The 17,177-nt window shown below is 33.9% G+C and carries 18 protein-coding genes; 17 read left to right on the plus strand and 1 reads right to left on the minus strand.

All coding sequences use genetic code 11. The features are described 5' to 3' along the window. Positions 1-6: 6 nt before the first annotated feature. From IO90_RS01690 to IO90_RS01760, 15 genes are all read left to right on the plus strand, one after another. Positions 7-1,251: an ABC transporter ATP-binding protein gene (locus tag IO90_RS01690; RefSeq protein ID WP_034963321.1), complete on the plus strand. Its 1,245-nt coding sequence runs from the start codon at positions 7-9 to the stop codon at positions 1,249-1,251. Beyond that, positions 1,244-2,152 carry a hypothetical protein gene (locus IO90_RS01695; protein ID WP_034963323.1) on the plus strand — a complete coding sequence of 303 codons (909 nt, stop codon included), beginning with the start codon at positions 1,244-1,246 and terminating at the stop codon, positions 2,150-2,152. The genes IO90_RS01690 and IO90_RS01695 overlap by 8 nt, the downstream gene beginning before the upstream one ends. A 2-nt stretch (positions 2,153-2,154) precedes the next feature. After that, positions 2,155-3,006 (plus strand): polysaccharide pyruvyl transferase family protein, encoded by an 852-nt coding sequence (locus tag IO90_RS01700; protein WP_051878181.1) that lies wholly within the window; start codon positions 2,155-2,157, stop codon positions 3,004-3,006. 11 nt (positions 3,007-3,017) lie between these two features. Next, a complete protein-coding gene (locus IO90_RS01705; protein ID WP_034963325.1) occupies positions 3,018-4,283 on the plus strand; it encodes a glycosyltransferase in 1,266 nt (421 codons plus the stop codon). Next, on the plus strand, positions 4,276-5,154 hold the full coding sequence (locus IO90_RS01710; protein ID WP_051878183.1) for a glycosyltransferase family 2 protein: 879 nt from the start codon (positions 4,276-4,278) through the stop codon (positions 5,152-5,154). Before IO90_RS01705 ends, IO90_RS01710 begins: the two co-directional genes overlap by 8 nt. Before the next feature lie 3 nt (positions 5,155-5,157). Further along, positions 5,158-6,060, plus strand: a complete 903-nt coding sequence (locus tag IO90_RS18240) for a glycosyltransferase family 2 protein (RefSeq protein WP_051878185.1) — start codon at positions 5,158-5,160, stop codon at positions 6,058-6,060. Positions 6,061-6,094: 34 nt separating this feature from the next. Next, positions 6,095-6,928, plus strand: coding sequence for a glycosyltransferase (locus tag IO90_RS01720; protein ID WP_034963327.1), 834 nt, complete (start codon positions 6,095-6,097; stop codon positions 6,926-6,928). A 4-nt stretch (positions 6,929-6,932) separates the two neighbouring features. Then, positions 6,933-7,859 (plus strand): glycosyltransferase, encoded by a 927-nt coding sequence (locus IO90_RS18245; RefSeq protein WP_051878187.1) that lies wholly within the window; start codon positions 6,933-6,935, stop codon positions 7,857-7,859. 142 nt (positions 7,860-8,001) lie between these two features. Then, the gene (locus tag IO90_RS01730; protein ID WP_165570233.1) at positions 8,002-8,679 is read left to right on the plus strand and encodes an alpha-1,2-fucosyltransferase; all 678 of its coding nucleotides are present in this window, start codon (positions 8,002-8,004) and stop codon (positions 8,677-8,679) included. Beyond that, complete coding sequence (locus IO90_RS01735) at positions 8,679-9,515, plus strand: glycosyltransferase (protein WP_051878189.1); 837 nt, start codon at positions 8,679-8,681, stop codon at positions 9,513-9,515. The genes IO90_RS01730 and IO90_RS01735 overlap by 1 nt, the downstream gene beginning before the upstream one ends. A gap of 7 nt (positions 9,516-9,522) precedes the next feature. Next, a complete protein-coding gene (locus IO90_RS01740) occupies positions 9,523-10,305 on the plus strand; it encodes a glycosyltransferase family 32 protein (RefSeq protein ID WP_034963331.1) in 783 nt (260 codons plus the stop codon). A 29-nt stretch (positions 10,306-10,334) separates the two neighbouring features. Further along, entirely contained in the window at positions 10,335-11,414 is a 1,080-nt protein-coding gene (gene wecB / locus IO90_RS01745) for a non-hydrolyzing UDP-N-acetylglucosamine 2-epimerase (protein WP_034963333.1), read from the plus strand. Next, positions 11,411-12,094: an NAD-dependent epimerase/dehydratase family protein gene (locus IO90_RS01750; RefSeq protein WP_034963336.1), complete on the plus strand. Its 684-nt coding sequence runs from the start codon at positions 11,411-11,413 to the stop codon at positions 12,092-12,094. Before wecB ends, IO90_RS01750 begins: the two co-directional genes overlap by 4 nt. A gap of 6 nt (positions 12,095-12,100) precedes the next feature. After that, positions 12,101-13,387: a nucleotide sugar dehydrogenase gene (locus IO90_RS01755; RefSeq protein ID WP_034963339.1), complete on the plus strand. Its 1,287-nt coding sequence runs from the start codon at positions 12,101-12,103 to the stop codon at positions 13,385-13,387. After that, positions 13,388-14,398: a glycosyltransferase family 2 protein gene (locus tag IO90_RS01760; RefSeq protein ID WP_034963341.1), complete on the plus strand. Its 1,011-nt coding sequence runs from the start codon at positions 13,388-13,390 to the stop codon at positions 14,396-14,398. Between the two features lie 2 nt (positions 14,399-14,400). On the opposite strand, the gene IO90_RS01765 is transcribed toward IO90_RS01760, so the two are convergent. Further along, on the minus strand, positions 14,401-15,408 hold the full coding sequence (locus tag IO90_RS01765) for a glycosyltransferase family 2 protein (protein WP_034963344.1): 1,008 nt from the start codon (positions 15,406-15,408) through the stop codon (positions 14,401-14,403). Positions 15,409-15,483: 75 nt separating this feature from the next. Between IO90_RS01765 and IO90_RS01770 the strand changes: the two genes are divergently transcribed. After that, positions 15,484-16,047 (plus strand): acyltransferase, encoded by a 564-nt coding sequence (locus IO90_RS01770; RefSeq protein ID WP_034963346.1) that lies wholly within the window; start codon positions 15,484-15,486, stop codon positions 16,045-16,047. Between the two features lie 11 nt (positions 16,048-16,058). After that, positions 16,059-17,177 (plus strand): glycosyltransferase family 4 protein, encoded by a 1,119-nt coding sequence (locus IO90_RS01775; protein ID WP_034963349.1) that lies wholly within the window; start codon positions 16,059-16,061, stop codon positions 17,175-17,177.

Raw genomic sequence — 17,177 nt, forward strand, 5'->3', positions numbered from 1 at the left:
TTCATTATGGAACAGGAAGTATTAATAAAAGCAGAAGGCGTTTCCAAAAAGTTCTGCAAAGATCTTAATCTCGGACTTTTCTATGGTTTGCAAGATTTGGGAAGCAGTGTTTTTGGCTCAGGTAAAAATGAGCGTGAACTGCGTAAAAAAGAGTTTTGGGCGGTAGACGATATTAACTTTGAAGTTAGACGGGGAGAATGTCTTGGTTTATTAGGTCACAACGGTGCTGGGAAATCCACATTATTGAAAGTGATTACAGGGTTGATAGCTCCAGATCGTGGAAAAATCACGATGAAAGGTCGCGTAAACGCTTTGATTGAATTAACAGCCGGCTTCAATCCGATTCTTACAGGACGAGAAAACATCTATAATAATGGTGCTGTTCTTGGTCTAACTGATAAGGAAATCAGGGCAAAATATGATGATATTGTAGCTTTCTCTGAACTAGAAGAGTTTATAGATACACCTGTACAATATTACAGTTCTGGGATGAAGGTACGCCTAGGTTTTTCTGTGGCCGCTTTTACAGAACCGGATGTGTTGATCTTGGATGAAGTTTTAGCAGTAGGGGATGTAGGTTTTAGAACCAAATCATTCAATAAGACCTTGGAAATTATGCAAAAAGCGGCGGTGATATTTGTAAGCCACTCAATGACAGATGTTGCCAGAACTTGTAATCAAGTGATGTTTATGCGACATGGAAGATCCTACTATCATGGCACCAATATTCATAAAGGAATTGATTTGTATCTAAATGAATTTAACAACAGCAAATTAGGATTGATAGAAACACAGGATGGTGCAGCGTTATCCAATTTTGTTGTTAATAATCAAAATATAAATTTCGAAAAGGATGCAAAACAAGTTGTAAACATTCCATTTGGTGATACGATTCAATTAAAATTTGACGTAGCTTTGAAAAAAGATTACAGTGAATATTTTGCCATTATACGTATTAGTGATAAAGATATGAAGATTGTAGGATCTGTTTACACAAATCGTTTTAATGGATATTTTAAGGGAGCAGATCAATCAACAATTTCAATCGATCTTTTGAATACGAGATTAATAAACGGTGAGTATTCTATTACCTATATGCTGGCTGTAAATAAGAAAGATAATAGTTTCCAGATCGAGGAATTCTTAACCATTTACAGAGATTATGTTAAATTTAAAATAGAAGGGCTGGAGTTTGCAGAATTCTCTCCAGTTTTCTATGAGGTTAATACAAATCAAGTTGTAAATGATTAAGAGGGTAGAAAATTATTTGCATCGTAAATACAACCAATTTTTATTAAAAAAAAGATTAGCTTCTTTTAGAAAACGGAGAAAAGTAATCAATAGTATTGCAATTGTATATTACGTACCGAAAACAAATGTAGAAAAGTACAATCATTGGGAAGATGGCTTTACAAAAGCTGTTGAACTACTCTCTAAAGATTTTGATGTAAAGTGGTTCAACTTAGAAGATGTAAAACCAACTGCAGAAGAACTTAATAAGTATGATTTAATTTTAGCTAAAAGTTGCTGGAATTGGATCGTTGATGATTATATCAACTCATTGGAAGGTATCAACTCATTAAAAGGGATTGCTGTTTCTTGTTCTGTTGCTCCCAAATATAAAAGTGATATTTGGAAATTCGATATCATTTGGTATGAGACGGATGAGTATATTAATAAAATTTCAAGCCATCCAAATAAGTTCCAAGCCTTTGGTGTAAACACAGACAAATTTTTTCCTCAGAATTTAGAGAAGACTATAGATGTTCTTTCAGTAGGAATGTTGGAGCCTTATAAACGATTTGAAAAATTAAACGATATTGAAGGAAATGAAAAGCTGATAATTGGTAACAAGAATTCAATTAATTCAGATTCTGTTTTAAGCAAATTAGACCCAAGTATCAAGATTATTGATTATGTTTCTCAGGAAGCATTAGCAAAATACATAAATTCATCGAAATTAGTTTACATCCCTGCAAGCTTACATGGAGGTGGAGAAAGGGCTGTTTTAGAAGCAAAAGCTTGTGGTGTAAAAGTTCTAATTGAACCAGATAATCAAAAACTTAGTAACTTACTTTTATCTGATAAAGATTTTAGTATAAACGGTTATTATCAGTCTTTGCTTAATTCTATAAAATCATTATACTCATAGCGATGAATCTAGCTTACTATAAATCAGAAAACGGTAATTTTGGCGATGATTTGAATCCATATTTATGGAACCAGCTAATTCCGAATTTCTCAGAAGTGAACAATGAGGTTAATTTTGTGGGTATTGGCTCAATCTTATTGGATCAATTTTTAGATGAGGAAAAAACAAATTTAATTTTTGGATCCGGCTCTAGAGATTTTCTTTATCAGCCAAACGAGAAGTATAAACTAGATATTAGATTCGTCCGAGGACCACTGACTGCAAAATCACTAAACATTGACAGCAAGTTTATCACCGACTCTGCATATTGTCTTGCATTAGAAAAAAATGCGATGTCCGCTCTCGACAATATTAACAAAAAATATGAGGTATCATTTATGCCTTATTTTAGACATATCGATTTGATAGATTGGAAATTGGTAGAAAAAGTAACTGGTATTCATATCATCTTTCCTACAGGAAATGTTCAATTCATATTAGAAGAGATAGCAAAATCTAAGACAATCATAGCTTCTGCAATGCATGGGGCCATCGTAGCAGATGTGCTTAGGGTACCGTGGAAGAGGGTTTTCATGGGTGAAGTGTATGGAGAATCTTTATTGACTTCAGAATTTAAATGGACAGATTGGTTATTGAGTATCGGCGTGCAAAACAGCACTAAGATCTCCATTCCAACTTACACTTCTTACAGTGGAAACAAAGCCATCAGACAGTCTCAGAAACTAAGTAATTTTGTTAAAATAATCAAATATTTCAAATCACATTCTAAAAGTGGCTTTAGTCTTTCTAATGACATTGTTTACGGCAACATCATGAATAAATTAAATGATGAACTGAATTTAATTAACCGTTAATTTTTTTTAGGATGATTAATAAGAAGATAAAACTACTGATCCTAACAAGTGATATTCCTTACCCATTGAATGTCGGAGGGAACATAGCGCAATTCGGCTTTACGGATTATCTGAGAGAATTTGTTGATATTACTTACATCTTTCAAATCAACAGTAGTTCAGATCAGGCAAACTCCGATAGCTTGAAACTCAAATGGAAAAATGTCAACATCATAAATGTAGTTACTGAGAACGAGAAAGTAGAATATTCTGTCATCACAAAGATTTATAGACTACTCAAGAAGCGTTTTCCAAAATACTCACAAGATAAAATACAAAAGAAAAAGAATAAAACTATTTTTGATATAGCGCTATGGTACCTCCGTCCTATATCTGAGCAATACATATTACAAGTTGAAAATTTTCTGAAAGACAACAAGGTAGACTTGATTCAGGTAGAACAAGTTCCTTTTTTGACTTTATCTTCTCTGGAAACTACGATCCCAAAATTGTTCGTACATCATGAGATCCAATCTGAGCTATTAAAGTCTGCAGAAAAAAACACAGCTTACTCCAATTCATTCACCACATACAATTATGAATTGACAAAATCTATTGAAGACAGTTTGCTGAAAAAATTTGACCACATCATTGTCTTCAGTGATAATGACAAACAGCATTTATCAAATCATCACATTGATAATGTGTCTGTTATTCCTTTCCCTTTCTTAGAGACAGAAAACGACAGTAAAAATAATAATCTTGACAGTATTGACAAATTGACCTTTGTAGGAGGAGACAACCACTATCCCAATTTTGATGCAGTACAATGGTATTATGAGATAGGGAGAGAAATCTATGAAAAGTCTGGTTTAAAACTTCACGTCATTGGACATTGGAAAACAGAAAATATCTTAAAGTTTGAATGTGACCATATCGTATTTGAAGGTTTTGTAGATAATCTATCTGCTTCATTGCGTAAAAGTATAAACATTGTTCCTTTAAGGATCGGAAGCGGAATTAGAACCAAAATCCTAAGTGCTTTCCTGATAAAAACGGCTGTGATAAGTACACATATTGGCATCGAGGGCATTAATGCTACAGAGAACGAGATTTTCTTATCCTTCCAGAATCCAAGCGAACTGATAGAAAAAATATTGTTTTTAAAAAATAATGGTGAGCAGAGAGCAAAATTAGTAGAGCAGGCATATCAATTCGTCAACACCAATTTCAGTCCAAAATTTTTATCGGAAAAGCGTTTAGAGTTATATAATCAATTAATAGAGAACAATGAATAAACTGGCTATTGTTATTCCCTTCTATAACATTGATTTTTTTGAAGAAACTCTAAAATCTGTTGCCAATCAAACAAATAAAGGATTTACATTATATATTGGTAATGATGCCAGCCCCAATGATCCTTCGCCTTTGATTGAAAAATATTTTGCGCAGGAAAATTATAAATATTACAATTACAAAACAAATCTCGGTGGAGAGAATCTTGTAAAGCATTGGGAACGCATTTTGGAAAATACCACAGAAGAATGGTTTCAAATTCTAGGTGATGATGACACGATCGCAGAGGATTTCGTTGCCGAATTTTATAACTCGTTGGCAAGATTGAATGAGGAACAAATCAATGTTTTGAAATATCCAATCAACATTGTAGATGCAAAAAGTAATTTTATAAAAAAATCTTCATTTAGTACCGATATTCTCGACAGAAAATCGTTTATCATGTCCAGAATATGCCACTCTAGCCTATCTTCACTTTCAGAAAATATTTTTAGGACAGCTGGTTTTCAGAAATTTAAATTCAGACACCTACCATTAGCATGGCATAGTGATGATCTTCTTATATTTGAAGTGGCGGAAAACAATAAGATTTTATACAACAATACGTCGTATGTCAATGTAAGATCTTCTGGAATCAACATCTCATCAAAATCTGACAATTTAAAAACAAAAGCCCTGGCAACTAGCGAGTTTTATAAATGTATCATCTTAAATTATTATACTTTATTTACTTCAAATCAAAAAGAAGAAATTCTTAATAATTTAAAAAAACACTATTACAATTCAAAACAGAAAGTCAATCTTGATATTCTATTTGAGGTTTTAAAAGATAATGTCTCACGAGGGTTAAAACTTACAAAGTATTTATTTTAAATTATGAATAATCTAGTCTCCATCGTCATCCCCAATTATAATCGCGAATCTCTTATCGGAGGGACGCTGGATTCGATCATTGGACAGACCTACGTAAACTGGGAATGCCTAATCGTTGATGATGGATCAACAGATAATTCTGTGGCCGTAATCCATACATATCTCGAAAAAGACCCACGTTTCAAACTATTCCAGCGTCCTGCACAATATCCGAAAGGTGCAAACGCTTGCAGAAATATCGGAATGAGTAAATCTGAAGGTGATTATATCATTTACTTCGATAGTGATGATCTCATGACTACAGACCATCTCGAGAAAAAATTGAATTTTGTAGTAAGAGCTGATTTGGATTATGCCGTTTTCAAATCCAAGCACTTTGGTCAGCCATCGGATGAAGATGAGTATATAGATTATTCTTACTATCAAACATACGAATTCACAGCAGACAATTACCTCACCAACAAAATGAGGTTTTTCACAAACGATCTCATTGTAAAATCAGCATTAGCAAAAGAAAGTCCTTTTTATCAGAAATATCAATCAGACTTAGAAAATGTTCTGATGACACAATTGGTGCTTAAATCATCTAAAAATGGATTTTGTGATGAAATCGTAACACTCAAAAGATATCATCCCGATAACATAACCCAGGGTCTGGCTCAAAGTGAGAAAAAAACATTGATCCATGTTTTCTTTTTTTACTACAATATCTTAGATTATTTGTATCAGCTAAATGCATCAGAAACTGCAAAATCTTTTGTACAGGATCAATTGATATATTTTTACAGGAAAATAAATTTTAAATTAGAAGTTCCCTTCTTTGATTTCTTATTTAAAATCATAAGACTTGGGTCACCAAAAAACATAGTTGCAATCACCAATAAAAGGTTAAAGAAATTGGGTTAATTCTGATGATCTTTTATTTTAATATCCAACACAAATGCTTTCAATCATTATATCCTCATATCAAGAAGATTACTACAAAAACGTTTGCAACAGTATCTCACAAACCATTGGAAATACTGCCTACGAAATCATAAAAATAGAAAACCCTGGCTTGATGGGTGTTTGCGAAGCCTACAACAAAGGTGCTGCCCAGTCAAAACATGACTATCTCCTATTTATTCATGAAGACATTCTCTTCCAGACCGATAACTGGGGAGAAAAACTAATATCCCATTTTTCTAAGCTGGAAAATCCAGGAATATTAGCTGTTGCAGGTACTTCCTACAAATCAATCGTCCCAGTAGGATGGTGGTCATTCTTAGAACATCGTTTTTTACATCTTGATCAAATAACCAAAGAAAAAGAAACCCACTCGCACAGATTAGAGAATCCCAAAAAAGTAATAATTACGGATGGCGTTTTCTTGGCAATGACAAAGGAAAAATGGGCTGTCACAAAATTTAATGACAACAATAAAGATTTTCACGGCTACGATGTGGAGATTAGCTTGGATTTCTCAAAGAACAGTCAAAACTATGTTATCCCAGACATTCTCATTACGCATTTATCTTCGGGTACCATCACAAGACAATGGCTGGACAGGATCATTAATATCTATTCTAAGCATATCTTCAAACCCTCAAATTTTTCTCACTCAAATGAGTTATCTTCTTATGAGATATTTTTCCGATATTTAAATAGGTTCAAATATTCGAAATCTGAAAAAATAGCAGTTTTTTTCAAATTTTATAGACCTTTACTATTTAGTTTACGCGAAAATTATAAAATTCTACACATGTTTTTTTATTATATTAATACTAAAAATTGATCTTATGAACGATAGCAAAGCCTTGGTTTCTGTCTTCATGATTTCGTACAATCAGCAAGATTATATTATAGAAGCATTAGAAAATGTACTCAATCAAAAAACTGATTTTGATTTTGAAATCATACTGTCAGACGATTGTTCCACGGATAATACCAAAAATGTAGTTCAGGATTTTCTAGCCAGCCATCCAAATAAAAATTTGGTCACATTCTTTTCTCAAGAAAAAAATCTTGGATGGATGCCGAATTTCATTTTCACATTACAAAAATGTAAGGATTCTGGTGCAAAGTACATCGCGATGTGTGAAGGAGACGATTTTTGGACCAATCCAGACAAACTGCAAAAGCAAATAGACCTATTAGAAAATAATCCAGATGTAGTACTCACGTGTCACCAATATAAAGAATTGTACAATGATGGTTCTACAAAAGATTATCCTTACTTCAGAAAAGATTTCTTTCTAGGGCAAGAGAGTTTCAAATTTTCTCAAGAGGATTTTGAGGCATTTCTCAGAATTCAAACCATGACAATTGTTTTCCGAAATTCTGCTTTGGATTTGGAATTGCGACATAAGTACCAATATTATTGTGACACACACATTAAGCATCACATCTTGGATCACGGTTTGGGCTTGTACACAAAAGATTTTGATGCAGTCTACAGGATACATGGTAAAAATGTGTTTGCCTCTCTAAAACGTAGAGAACAATCTGAATTTGCTTATAATGTATATCGTGATCTTATCACCAACAACAATTCACAGGGATACAAAAAAACACGTGACATTGTCATGGAAAACCGTGTCAAAATCGAATTAGAAACTCGCAAACACAGTTTTTTTAATAGATACTACCAGCAGCTATTATTACAACAGTTATCTGACAGGCATTCTTTCTTAAAATATTTAAGTAATTTGTGGAAATCGATTTAGGATGAAAGGACTGATCAAAAAACTAGCACGTCAGATCTCGGGAGATTCTTCCGAGGTCTTGATCACACCAAAGGGTGCCCGCTTTGGCAATCTCCTCTATTTTTTTTTGAGAGCATACATTTTTGAATGTCAAGGCAAAACAATGAAAATCTTAGAGACCAAGCACTTCGAAGAAATCTTAAAACTTTTTCCTCAGCTTTCAGAATTCGTTGTCAAAGAAGAAGATATTAGATTTTATCATGAAAAAGACAAAGACAATAACTTCTACCAGGTCTTTGGAACGCATTTTACTTTGGAACAACTCAATGGATTCATAAAAAAATATTTGATCGATAATGTGAGAAACAATTTAAAACAAAGCCAGGAACCCTCCAAACTCTGTATCAACGTTAGACGTGGCGATTTTTACGAGAAGGGAAACTCATCGATATACGGTTATGACCAGATTGGTTTCATCAGGCATGTTTTTGAAGTCCATTTGTCGTCTTCATATTTTCAAAACATCAAAATTGTCTCAGATAATATGATGTGGTGCAGACAGGAATTACAATTTCTAAAAAAATACACTGCAGAACTTACTTTTCCAGATTTTCAAAATCCTGTAACTGATAGTTTCTTGGAAGTGATCAACTCGGAAGAATTGATTCTATCCAACTCTACTTTTTCGTTTTGGGCAGCATACATATCAAATTACATGTACGAAAATACACAGCAAACATATTGTCCTATCTTTGGAAGTAGAAAAATAAAAAATACAGATCTGTACCAGACAAACCCCAATTGGAATATAATCTCTGATTTTAACTTTAATCAATTTTAATGATCTCAATCATCGTTTCTTCATACAACGATCAATATTATAAAAGTTTTGAAAAATCAGTGTCACAAAGCATTGGTGATACAAAATATGAAATAATCCGCATAGAAAACCATGGATTGATGAGCTTAGCACAAGCCTACAACCAAGGAGCACGCCAGGCAAATTATGCAAACTTGCTTTTTGTACACGAAGACACCATTTTTAGAAGTACAGATTGGGGACAAGAGTTAATAAACCTTATTTCTGATACAGATATTGGAGTAGTAGGGATTGCAGGCGAGGACTACGCATCGTATGTTCCATCATACTGGTTCTCTAGCAATTTGAAGAAAATGCATTTTATTCAGAAATATCCAGACAAAGAAGAGATCATATTAGATAGAGTCAATTTCAAAACAGATTCTAAAAATGAAAATGTCAAAAGTCTAGACGGTGTCTTTTTAGCCTGCAGTGCGAAAGTTTTTTCTGAATTCAAATTTGACGAAAGCATTCGTGGCTATCATGGCTATGATATGGATTTTTCTCTTCGTGTATCTCAAAAATACCAAAATATTGTAACTTCTCTTGTTACCTTGGAACACAGATCTACAGGACAACTATCAAAAGAATGGTTATCCTCTTTGATTTTTGTTTGGCAAAAGAATAAAAAAATAAAATTTGCTAAATATGACAAATCTATAGAGTTGGAAAAATTTTATGCCCTGATATTGATGATGAAAAAATTTGATTTCAAAAAATCAGAGATTATAGGCACTACAATCCAATATTTAAATCCTTTTAGGATAGGATATATCAACTCTATCAAAGTAATACTAAGGCTTAGATATTTAAAATAAATAGAAAATGATCCCAAAAAAAATACATTACTGTTGGTTCGGTGGCAACCCAAAACCAGAATCTTTCTACATCTGTCTTGATTCTTGGAAGAAAAATCTTCCGGATTACGAAATCATAGAATGGAACGAATCCAATTTTGACCTCACTTGTTGCGAATATGTCCGTCTTGCGACAGAAAAGAAAAAATGGGCCTTTGTTTCAGATTATGCAAGAGCATTAGCTTTGTTTGAGCAAGGTGGAATCTATATGGATATCGATGTGGAAGTCAAATTTTCCCTGGATGAGTTTTTGGTCCACCGCGCATTTTCCGGATTTGAAATCAAAGGCTCTCCTTTCACAGCACTTTGGGGCACTGAAAAAGACCATCCTTGGCCAAAAAAGGTTTTGGATTTTTACAATCAAAAGACCGATTTTGATTTGACAACGAATACTGTTTTTGTATCAGATCTTCTCACCAACCATTACAAAGCCAATCCTGAAAAAGACGAATATCAAGAACTTGCAGATGGAATAGTCATCTATCCATCCACGTATTTCTGTTTGGATCTTCCGAAAAATTACGCCGCTCATCATTTTGTAGGGACTTGGCACGAGCGAGATACACCGAATCCATTCAAAGATTACGTCCACGCTTACCATCATCTGAAAAATGTAGCGGAAATAAAGCAGGGGAAAAAAGAAATTCATAATGCCGTCAACAATCTCAAAATCATTACAGCTGATGAGATTCTGGATCAATTTCCTTTAAGAATGTTATTTAAACATATTTTAAAACGGATAAAACCATAGGATTTATTATTTTTACACAAAACTAATTGATGAGTTATAAAATTGCAATTGTCTACGGAACCAGGCCAGAATTTCTAAAAGTTTTTCCCGTGATCCACCAGTTTCGTCTGCAAAATGAAGAAGTTATTGTAGTAAATACTGGTCAGCACGATGATCTTCTTACAAAAATGGAAGAAAGCTTCGAAGTGATACCAGATTTCAGACTTTCCGTTCAGTCACTAGATTTTACCAATTCCAATTTGGTAGCAAAACTGATCAACAGCTTGTCCGACCTTGTTCATAAAGAAAACATTACAAAGATTGTAGCTCAGGGGGATACCTTTACGGTTTTAGCTTCGTCCATCGTCGCTTTTATGGAAAAGAGAAAATTCTATCATATCGAAGCTGGACTTAGAACCACAGATATCAGAATGCCATTCCCGGAAGAGTACAACAGAAGAGTTGTTTCTCTTGGGAGCGATGTGAATTTTGCACCCACCACATTATCAGAAAGCAATCTTTTGAAAGAAGGAATTCCGAGAAATAAAATATTGTTGACGGGAAATACCATTGTGGATATGATCCAATACATTCTGGAAAAAGAAAATATCGAAATTGAATATCAAAACAAGGTCTTCATCACAGCCCACAGAAGGGAAAACATTGGTAAACCATTGCAGGAAATTGCTCAAGCCATCAAAGAACTGGCAACAGAAAATCCAGAAATTGTTTTCGAGTGGGCCTTGCATCCAAATCCAAATACAAGAAAAATCATCCTAGATGTTTTTGATAATAAAAAGCCTGACAATCTAATATTTACAGAACCACTTCCCTACTTGGATACGATTAGGAAAATGGCTTCTGCAAAATTAATCATTTCAGATTCGGGCGGGATTCAGGAAGAGGCTCCAAGTCTTAGAAAAAGAGTTTTGATCTTGAGGGAAGAAACAGAAAGACCAGAAGTTTTGGACTGCAATTGTGGTGTTTTGGTCGGTAGCAATTTGCAAAAAATTAAAAATGAGTTTTACAAGATTTGGAATGAGGAGAAAGAATTCATTTTCAAATCGGAGAAAAATCCTTTTGGTGATGGAAAAGCATCAGAAGCAATATTAAAAAAACTTTTACAATGATAATAGGAAGAGGACTTTTAGCATCTATTTTTTTTGAAAATGATAGAGAAGATACTGTTTTTTTTGCGTCTGGCGTATCTAATTCTTTAGAAAGCAGACCAGAAGAATTTTTGAGGGAAGAAAACCTCATCAGAAAAACAATAGGAGAAAACAACGACAAAATTTTTGTTTATTTTTCAACCTGCAGCGTCTACGACTCTTCCAAAACTGGTAGTGACTATGTGCTTCATAAAGTGAAAATGGAACAAATTATCAAAAATCTTTGTGATAGATATTTGATACTAAGGGTAAGCAATGCCGTTGGACAAGGTGGAAATCCAAATCTTCTGATGAACTACCTCATCCGATCCATCAGGAATAACGAAACTATCAATGTTCATACAAAAGCAACCAGAAACCTTATAGATGCAGAGGATATTAAAAAAATCACTTTTAATTTATTAGATAACCAAATCCTTAATAAAATTGTAAATGTTGCATACATTCAAAATTATGCAATCATTGAAATTTTGGAAATCATAGAACGTTTTTACGATACGAAACTTGATCTTAATCTCATAAAAAGCGGTTCTGGATACGACATTAATGTTCCAGATGTCGAAGAATACTTTCGGAATAATGGCCTTACAAATAAAGAATCTTATCTTTGTAATATATTACAGAAATATTATTCTCTTTAAGAAAATATGAAGAAAAAAATTACCGTTATTGGCCTTGGATATGTTGGACTACCGCTTGCGAGATTATTTGCAACAAAATATGCTGTTGTAGGATTCGATCTCAAAAAAAACCGAATAGACGAACTTAAAACAGGGATAGACAGTACACATGAAGTGGACTCCAAAGAATTAACAGATGTACTGGTTTCTGAAAATCCTCAAAAAGGCGAAAACGGATTATTTCTTTCTAATGACATTTCTGACATCAAGGATTCTGAAATCTACATTGTTACAGTTCCAACACCTGTAGATAAAAACAATCATCCTGACATTTCTGCCTTGCGCAAAGCCAGCGAAACAGTAGGTTGCGTGATAGAAGAAGGGAATATTGTGATCTACGAATCCACAGTCTACCCAGGAGCAACAGAAGAAGATTGCATCCCAATCATCGAAAAAAAATCTGGACTAAGATTTAATTCGGATTTTTTTGCAGGTTACTCCCCGGAAAGAATCAACCCCGGCGACAAAGAACACAGCGTAGAGAAAATATTAAAAGTTACTTCTGGCTCGACTCCAGAAATTGCTATTGAAATTGATGAACTCTACAAATCAGTCATCAGCGCAGGAACCCATCTAGCACCAAGCATCAAAGTAGCAGAAGCTGCAAAAGTTATAGAAAATTCTCAAAGGGATATCAATATCGCATTTGTGAATGAGCTGGCAAAAATCCTGAATCTGATGGGAATCGACACCAATGATGTTCTAAAGGCTGCATCTACAAAATGGAATTTTCTCAATTTCAAACCTGGTCTTGTGGGAGGGCATTGCACGGGTGTAGATCCATATTACCTTGCACAGAAAGCGCAGGAGTTTGGATACCATCCGGAGATCATCCTTGCCGGTAGAAGAATGAACGATTCTATGGGACATTACATCGCAAGCGAAACCGTGAAGATGATGTTGAAAAATGACCTCAAAATAAAAGGTTCTGAAGTTTTGGTTCTTGGTTTTACCTTCAAAGAAAACTGTCCGGATGTAAGAAATACAAAGGTGATAGATGTAGTAAGGAGTCTTGAAGATTACAGCATTTGTGTAAATGTCTTCGATCCTTGGCCAAATATAAATGAGGTGAGAGAAACTTATGATATAAACATCATCAACAAAACACCTTTCAAAAAATACGAAGCAGTGATCTTAGCCGTCTCCCACAAAGAATTTGAATCTATCAATATCAAAAATCTTCTCACGGAAAACGGAATTATTTATGATGTAAAAGGAGTCTTGAATCTGGAGAAAAACATAAAAAGACTATAAATGCAACCTTTAGTTTCCGTAATTATCACATATTTTAATTCTGTAAAGCTGGGAAATTTTGTAGAAACATCTATGAATTGTTTGCTAAATCAGACTTACAAAAATTTAGAATTTATTTGTGTGAACGATGGTTCTAATGATTCCACATTGCAAGAATTGGAGAGTTTTGCGAAACTAGATTCCAGGATAAAGGTTTTTTCCAAAGAAAACCAAAAGTATGCTCAGTATTCAAAAGCGTATGGTCAAGATAAAGCATCTGGAGACTACATATTCCTTTTTGATCATGATGACTTAATTAGCTTGGATACGATAGAAAAATGTGTCGAAACATTCAACAGAAATCCTGACCTTGATATTGTAACACCCATTATCAAAGCTCAATTTACAGATAATAAGCTCAAATACATTTCCAATCTGGATCAGATTATCAGTTCCGTAGATAATTTTGAGTTTAGAAAAATAAGTGGCAAAGATGCCATACAGAAAACGGTAGGAAAATATGATATTCATATCCGTGGAATGTATAGAAAAGAGGTATTCAAATCACATTCATTTCGATTCTCAGAACCACTTTTGAATGCAGACGAAATTGTAGAGAGATTAATCTTTGAAGAAGCTAGATTCATTGGGAGTTGTGATGCGGTTTACACACACTACATCCATCCAGATTCCTCTGCAAAATCACTTTCTCCAAAAAAAATTGATATTGTGAGAACAGATTTTTTACTGAGGAAGATATTCATTGAAAAAGGAATTTATGACAACCGCAAATCGATTTTTGAGTTTACAGCTTACAAAAATCTTGTCAGCGCAATCAAAACTTTCCATCATTTTTCTCACACCATGCATTCTGAAGAAAATGTAATCCAAAAAAAAAGGCTTATAGATTCATATTCTCAACTGGATACGAAAACCATAGTTTCACAGTTCCAAGGGATTGCGAAAATTTACAATGGTATCTTGTTATCCAATTTTTCGTTGATGTCCTTATATTACAAATTCAAAAAATAAAATTATCTTTCAAATCGCCAAATAAAGAATCTTGTCGCTGCGTCCAAAGGCATATTTTGGAAAAAATTCTTTTTCTTGACAGATGTGGAGTAAGTAGATTTGAGATAATCCAGAGGTTTTAGCTTGGTCAAAGTCTGCATTCTTGCAATGTTCTGTCTCAAGTAGTCTCTGTCCTTCAGCGCTTTCCACTGCATCACCAAAACCATTTCTTTGAACAAGATGATCTTCTTCTTGATTTGATCTTTCAATTGCGGATTTTTCTCTCTTTTATAGGCCTCTGTAAAATGCTCCAGAATGGTCAGAAAGTTTTCGAAGTTCTTCTTTTTTCTATTAAAAATAACAGACTCCCCATGAAGATAGTATAAATAAGTAATATCATCAATGATTGCCAACGTTTCTGTTTTCAATAACAAATGAAAAAACCAAAGCTCGTCTTGGGCAAATAGTCCGGGCACAAAAAAAATCTGATTATCTGTAATGAATTTTCGTTTAATCAATTTGTTCCAAGATGATGATGGGAAGTCTCCGTTGCTGTAGGCAGAAAATATTTCAATATTATCGTCATAATATCTCTTTACCGACCTTGTTGGAAAACCAAAATCCTTTGTAGAACTATCAAATGTGTTGATCCATCTGTTTTGAGCGATAATAATCTGAGCATCCGTTTCTAGTGACTTTTCTACAAGTAATGATAGACAGTCCGATGTAATCTCATCGTCACTATCTAAAAAATAAATATACTCTCCATCTGAGTTATTAATGCCAGTATTCCTTACTACAGACAGACCGGAATTTTCACTATGTTCAAGAACTTTGATTCTTATTTGGGGATTTTCAGAAACAAATTGCTGAACAATGTCCATACTTTTGTCCGGTGTACAATCATTCACAAGGACTATTTCAAAATTTTTATAAGTTTGACGTTTCACAGATTCCAAACATCGAAAAATAAATTTTTCACATTTGAAAACTGGGATATTGACGCTTACTAAAGTTTGGATTATGCTCATCAAATTTGCTTACTGTTATTAAAATTGCGAAATTATAAAGAATATTTAATACTTTTGACCGAAAAACATTTTTAGATGAAAAGTATTTTAGGCTTAATCTTTATAAAATTAAAAAACCTAGTCAACAATTGCATTGCTTCAAATCAAAGAAAGCTATTTTTCACAGAAAAAAGTAATGTTCATAGTAGTTTCAAAATAGGCACAGACAATTTTTTTGATGTATCTCCTACTGCAGAATTCCAAATCGGGAAGAATGTTACAATCAACCAATCCAACTTCATTACTGTAAAACCAAATGCAAGATTAATTCTAGGCGATAATACCTACATCACAAGAGCCACAATATCTTGCCTAGGCGAAATACAAATTGGGGAAAATTGCATACTTGGGGAAGGAATGAAGATTTTTGACCACAACCATCAGTACACAAAAGAACCGTTCTCTGTATCGAAAACAGATTTCAATATTGGAAAAGTGAAAATGGGCAATAATGTCTGGACAGGCGCCAACGTTGTGATTCTGAAAGATGTCACCATTGGTGACAATGTAATTTTGGGAGCTGGATGTATAATTCATAAAGATGTCCCCAGTAATTCTATCATTATCAACAAACAAGAAAAACACATAATCGATTTGTAATTTTGCAAAAGATGGAAAAGAAAATTAAGATCCTTATTGCAACCCCGGGCAGAAATCGCCCAATGGGACCTTTTGTCAAAAGTTACATAGAATTGCTTCCATTTGAAAAAACGGTATTATTTGGTGGATTTGTACCCTATTTCTACGAAGGAACGAACCTCACCAGACAAAAATTGCTTAGATACCTCTTCACTATACTATCGTTAAAGAATCAGAAATATTTAAAATGGTTAATTAAAAAAAGATTTCAAAAAATTCTTTTGAAAGAAAAGATAGACTGCGTAGTAGCAGACTATCTGATTACCGGAGCAACACTTAAGAATGCATGTGAAGAACTCAACATCCCTATTGTTGCAAATGTTCTAGGTTACGAAATACATAAGCGTGATGTAATTGAACCAAATTCGCAACTTTACAGAGACTTTGCAGATTATAAAACGTACACCATACCCGTTGCAAAGAACATGATTCCTAAATTAAAAAATCTGGGGTTTTCCGATAGTAGAATCATTTATTCTCCTATTGGTGCAAGAGAAGTTTTTTTCAACATCAAGCCAAATTATCATTCACAACAATTCTTGGCCATCGGCAGATTTACACATTCCAAATCGCCGCAGACAACTATTGAAGCTTTTTCCAAAGTTTTAGAAAAATTTCCAGATGCAAAATTGATTTTTGCAGGAGATGGAGAACTAATATCAGAATGTAAAAATCTAGTACATGAGCTGAAAGTAGAAAAATCCGTCATTTTTCCCGGATGGATAGACAGAGACAAACAAATAGAGTTATTAGAAGAAAGCGCTGTTTTTGTTCAACATTCTGTTACAGCACCAAATGGAGATGCAGAAGGAACACCGGTAGCGATCATAGAAGCCGCTGCCGCTGGATTACCAATAATATCCACAAATCATGGTGGAATCGTAGATATTGTAATTAATAATGAAACTGGCTATCTCGTGAATGAGCATGATCTAGAAAAGATGACAGAAAAAATGATCTTCGCTCTAGAAAACCCAAATATTATTGAGGAAATGGGAAGCAGAGGACGAAAATTCATACTTGATAATTTTTCTATGAAAAAACATATTTCGGACGTGAGTACTGCAATTTTAAATTCCATCAAACTATAA

The sequence above is a fragment of the Chryseobacterium sp. FH1 genome (genome assembly GCF_000735135.1).
In the GTDB taxonomy this organism is placed as follows: Bacteria; Bacteroidota; Bacteroidia; order Flavobacteriales; family Weeksellaceae; genus Epilithonimonas.

Coding starts and splice junctions, on each gene's coding strand:
- IO90_RS01690 (WP_034963321.1), top strand. CDS start 7: ATGGAACAGGAAGTATTAATAAAAGCAGAAGGCGTTTCCAAAAAGTTC.
- IO90_RS01695 (WP_034963323.1), top strand. CDS start 1,244: ATGATTAAGAGGGTAGAAAATTATTTGCATCGTAAATACAACCAATTT.
- IO90_RS01700 (WP_051878181.1), top strand. CDS start 2,155: ATGAATCTAGCTTACTATAAATCAGAAAACGGTAATTTTGGCGATGAT.
- IO90_RS01705 (WP_034963325.1), top strand. CDS start 3,018: ATGATTAATAAGAAGATAAAACTACTGATCCTAACAAGTGATATTCCT.
- IO90_RS01710 (WP_051878183.1), top strand. CDS start 4,276: ATGAATAAACTGGCTATTGTTATTCCCTTCTATAACATTGATTTTTTT.
- IO90_RS18240 (WP_051878185.1), top strand. CDS start 5,158: ATGAATAATCTAGTCTCCATCGTCATCCCCAATTATAATCGCGAATCT.
- IO90_RS01720 (WP_034963327.1), top strand. CDS start 6,095: ATGCTTTCAATCATTATATCCTCATATCAAGAAGATTACTACAAAAAC.
- IO90_RS18245 (WP_051878187.1), top strand. CDS start 6,933: ATGAACGATAGCAAAGCCTTGGTTTCTGTCTTCATGATTTCGTACAAT.
- IO90_RS01730 (WP_165570233.1), top strand. CDS start 8,002: ATGAAAATCTTAGAGACCAAGCACTTCGAAGAAATCTTAAAACTTTTT.
- IO90_RS01735 (WP_051878189.1), top strand. CDS start 8,679: ATGATCTCAATCATCGTTTCTTCATACAACGATCAATATTATAAAAGT.
- IO90_RS01740 (WP_034963331.1), top strand. CDS start 9,523: ATGATCCCAAAAAAAATACATTACTGTTGGTTCGGTGGCAACCCAAAA.
- wecB (WP_034963333.1), top strand. CDS start 10,335: ATGAGTTATAAAATTGCAATTGTCTACGGAACCAGGCCAGAATTTCTA.
- IO90_RS01750 (WP_034963336.1), top strand. CDS start 11,411: ATGATAATAGGAAGAGGACTTTTAGCATCTATTTTTTTTGAAAATGAT.
- IO90_RS01755 (WP_034963339.1), top strand. CDS start 12,101: ATGAAGAAAAAAATTACCGTTATTGGCCTTGGATATGTTGGACTACCG.
- IO90_RS01760 (WP_034963341.1), top strand. CDS start 13,388: ATGCAACCTTTAGTTTCCGTAATTATCACATATTTTAATTCTGTAAAG.
- IO90_RS01765 (WP_034963344.1), bottom strand. CDS start 15,408: ATGAGCATAATCCAAACTTTAGTAAGCGTCAATATCCCAGTTTTCAAA.
- IO90_RS01770 (WP_034963346.1), top strand. CDS start 15,484: ATGAAAAGTATTTTAGGCTTAATCTTTATAAAATTAAAAAACCTAGTC.
- IO90_RS01775 (WP_034963349.1), top strand. CDS start 16,059: ATGGAAAAGAAAATTAAGATCCTTATTGCAACCCCGGGCAGAAATCGC.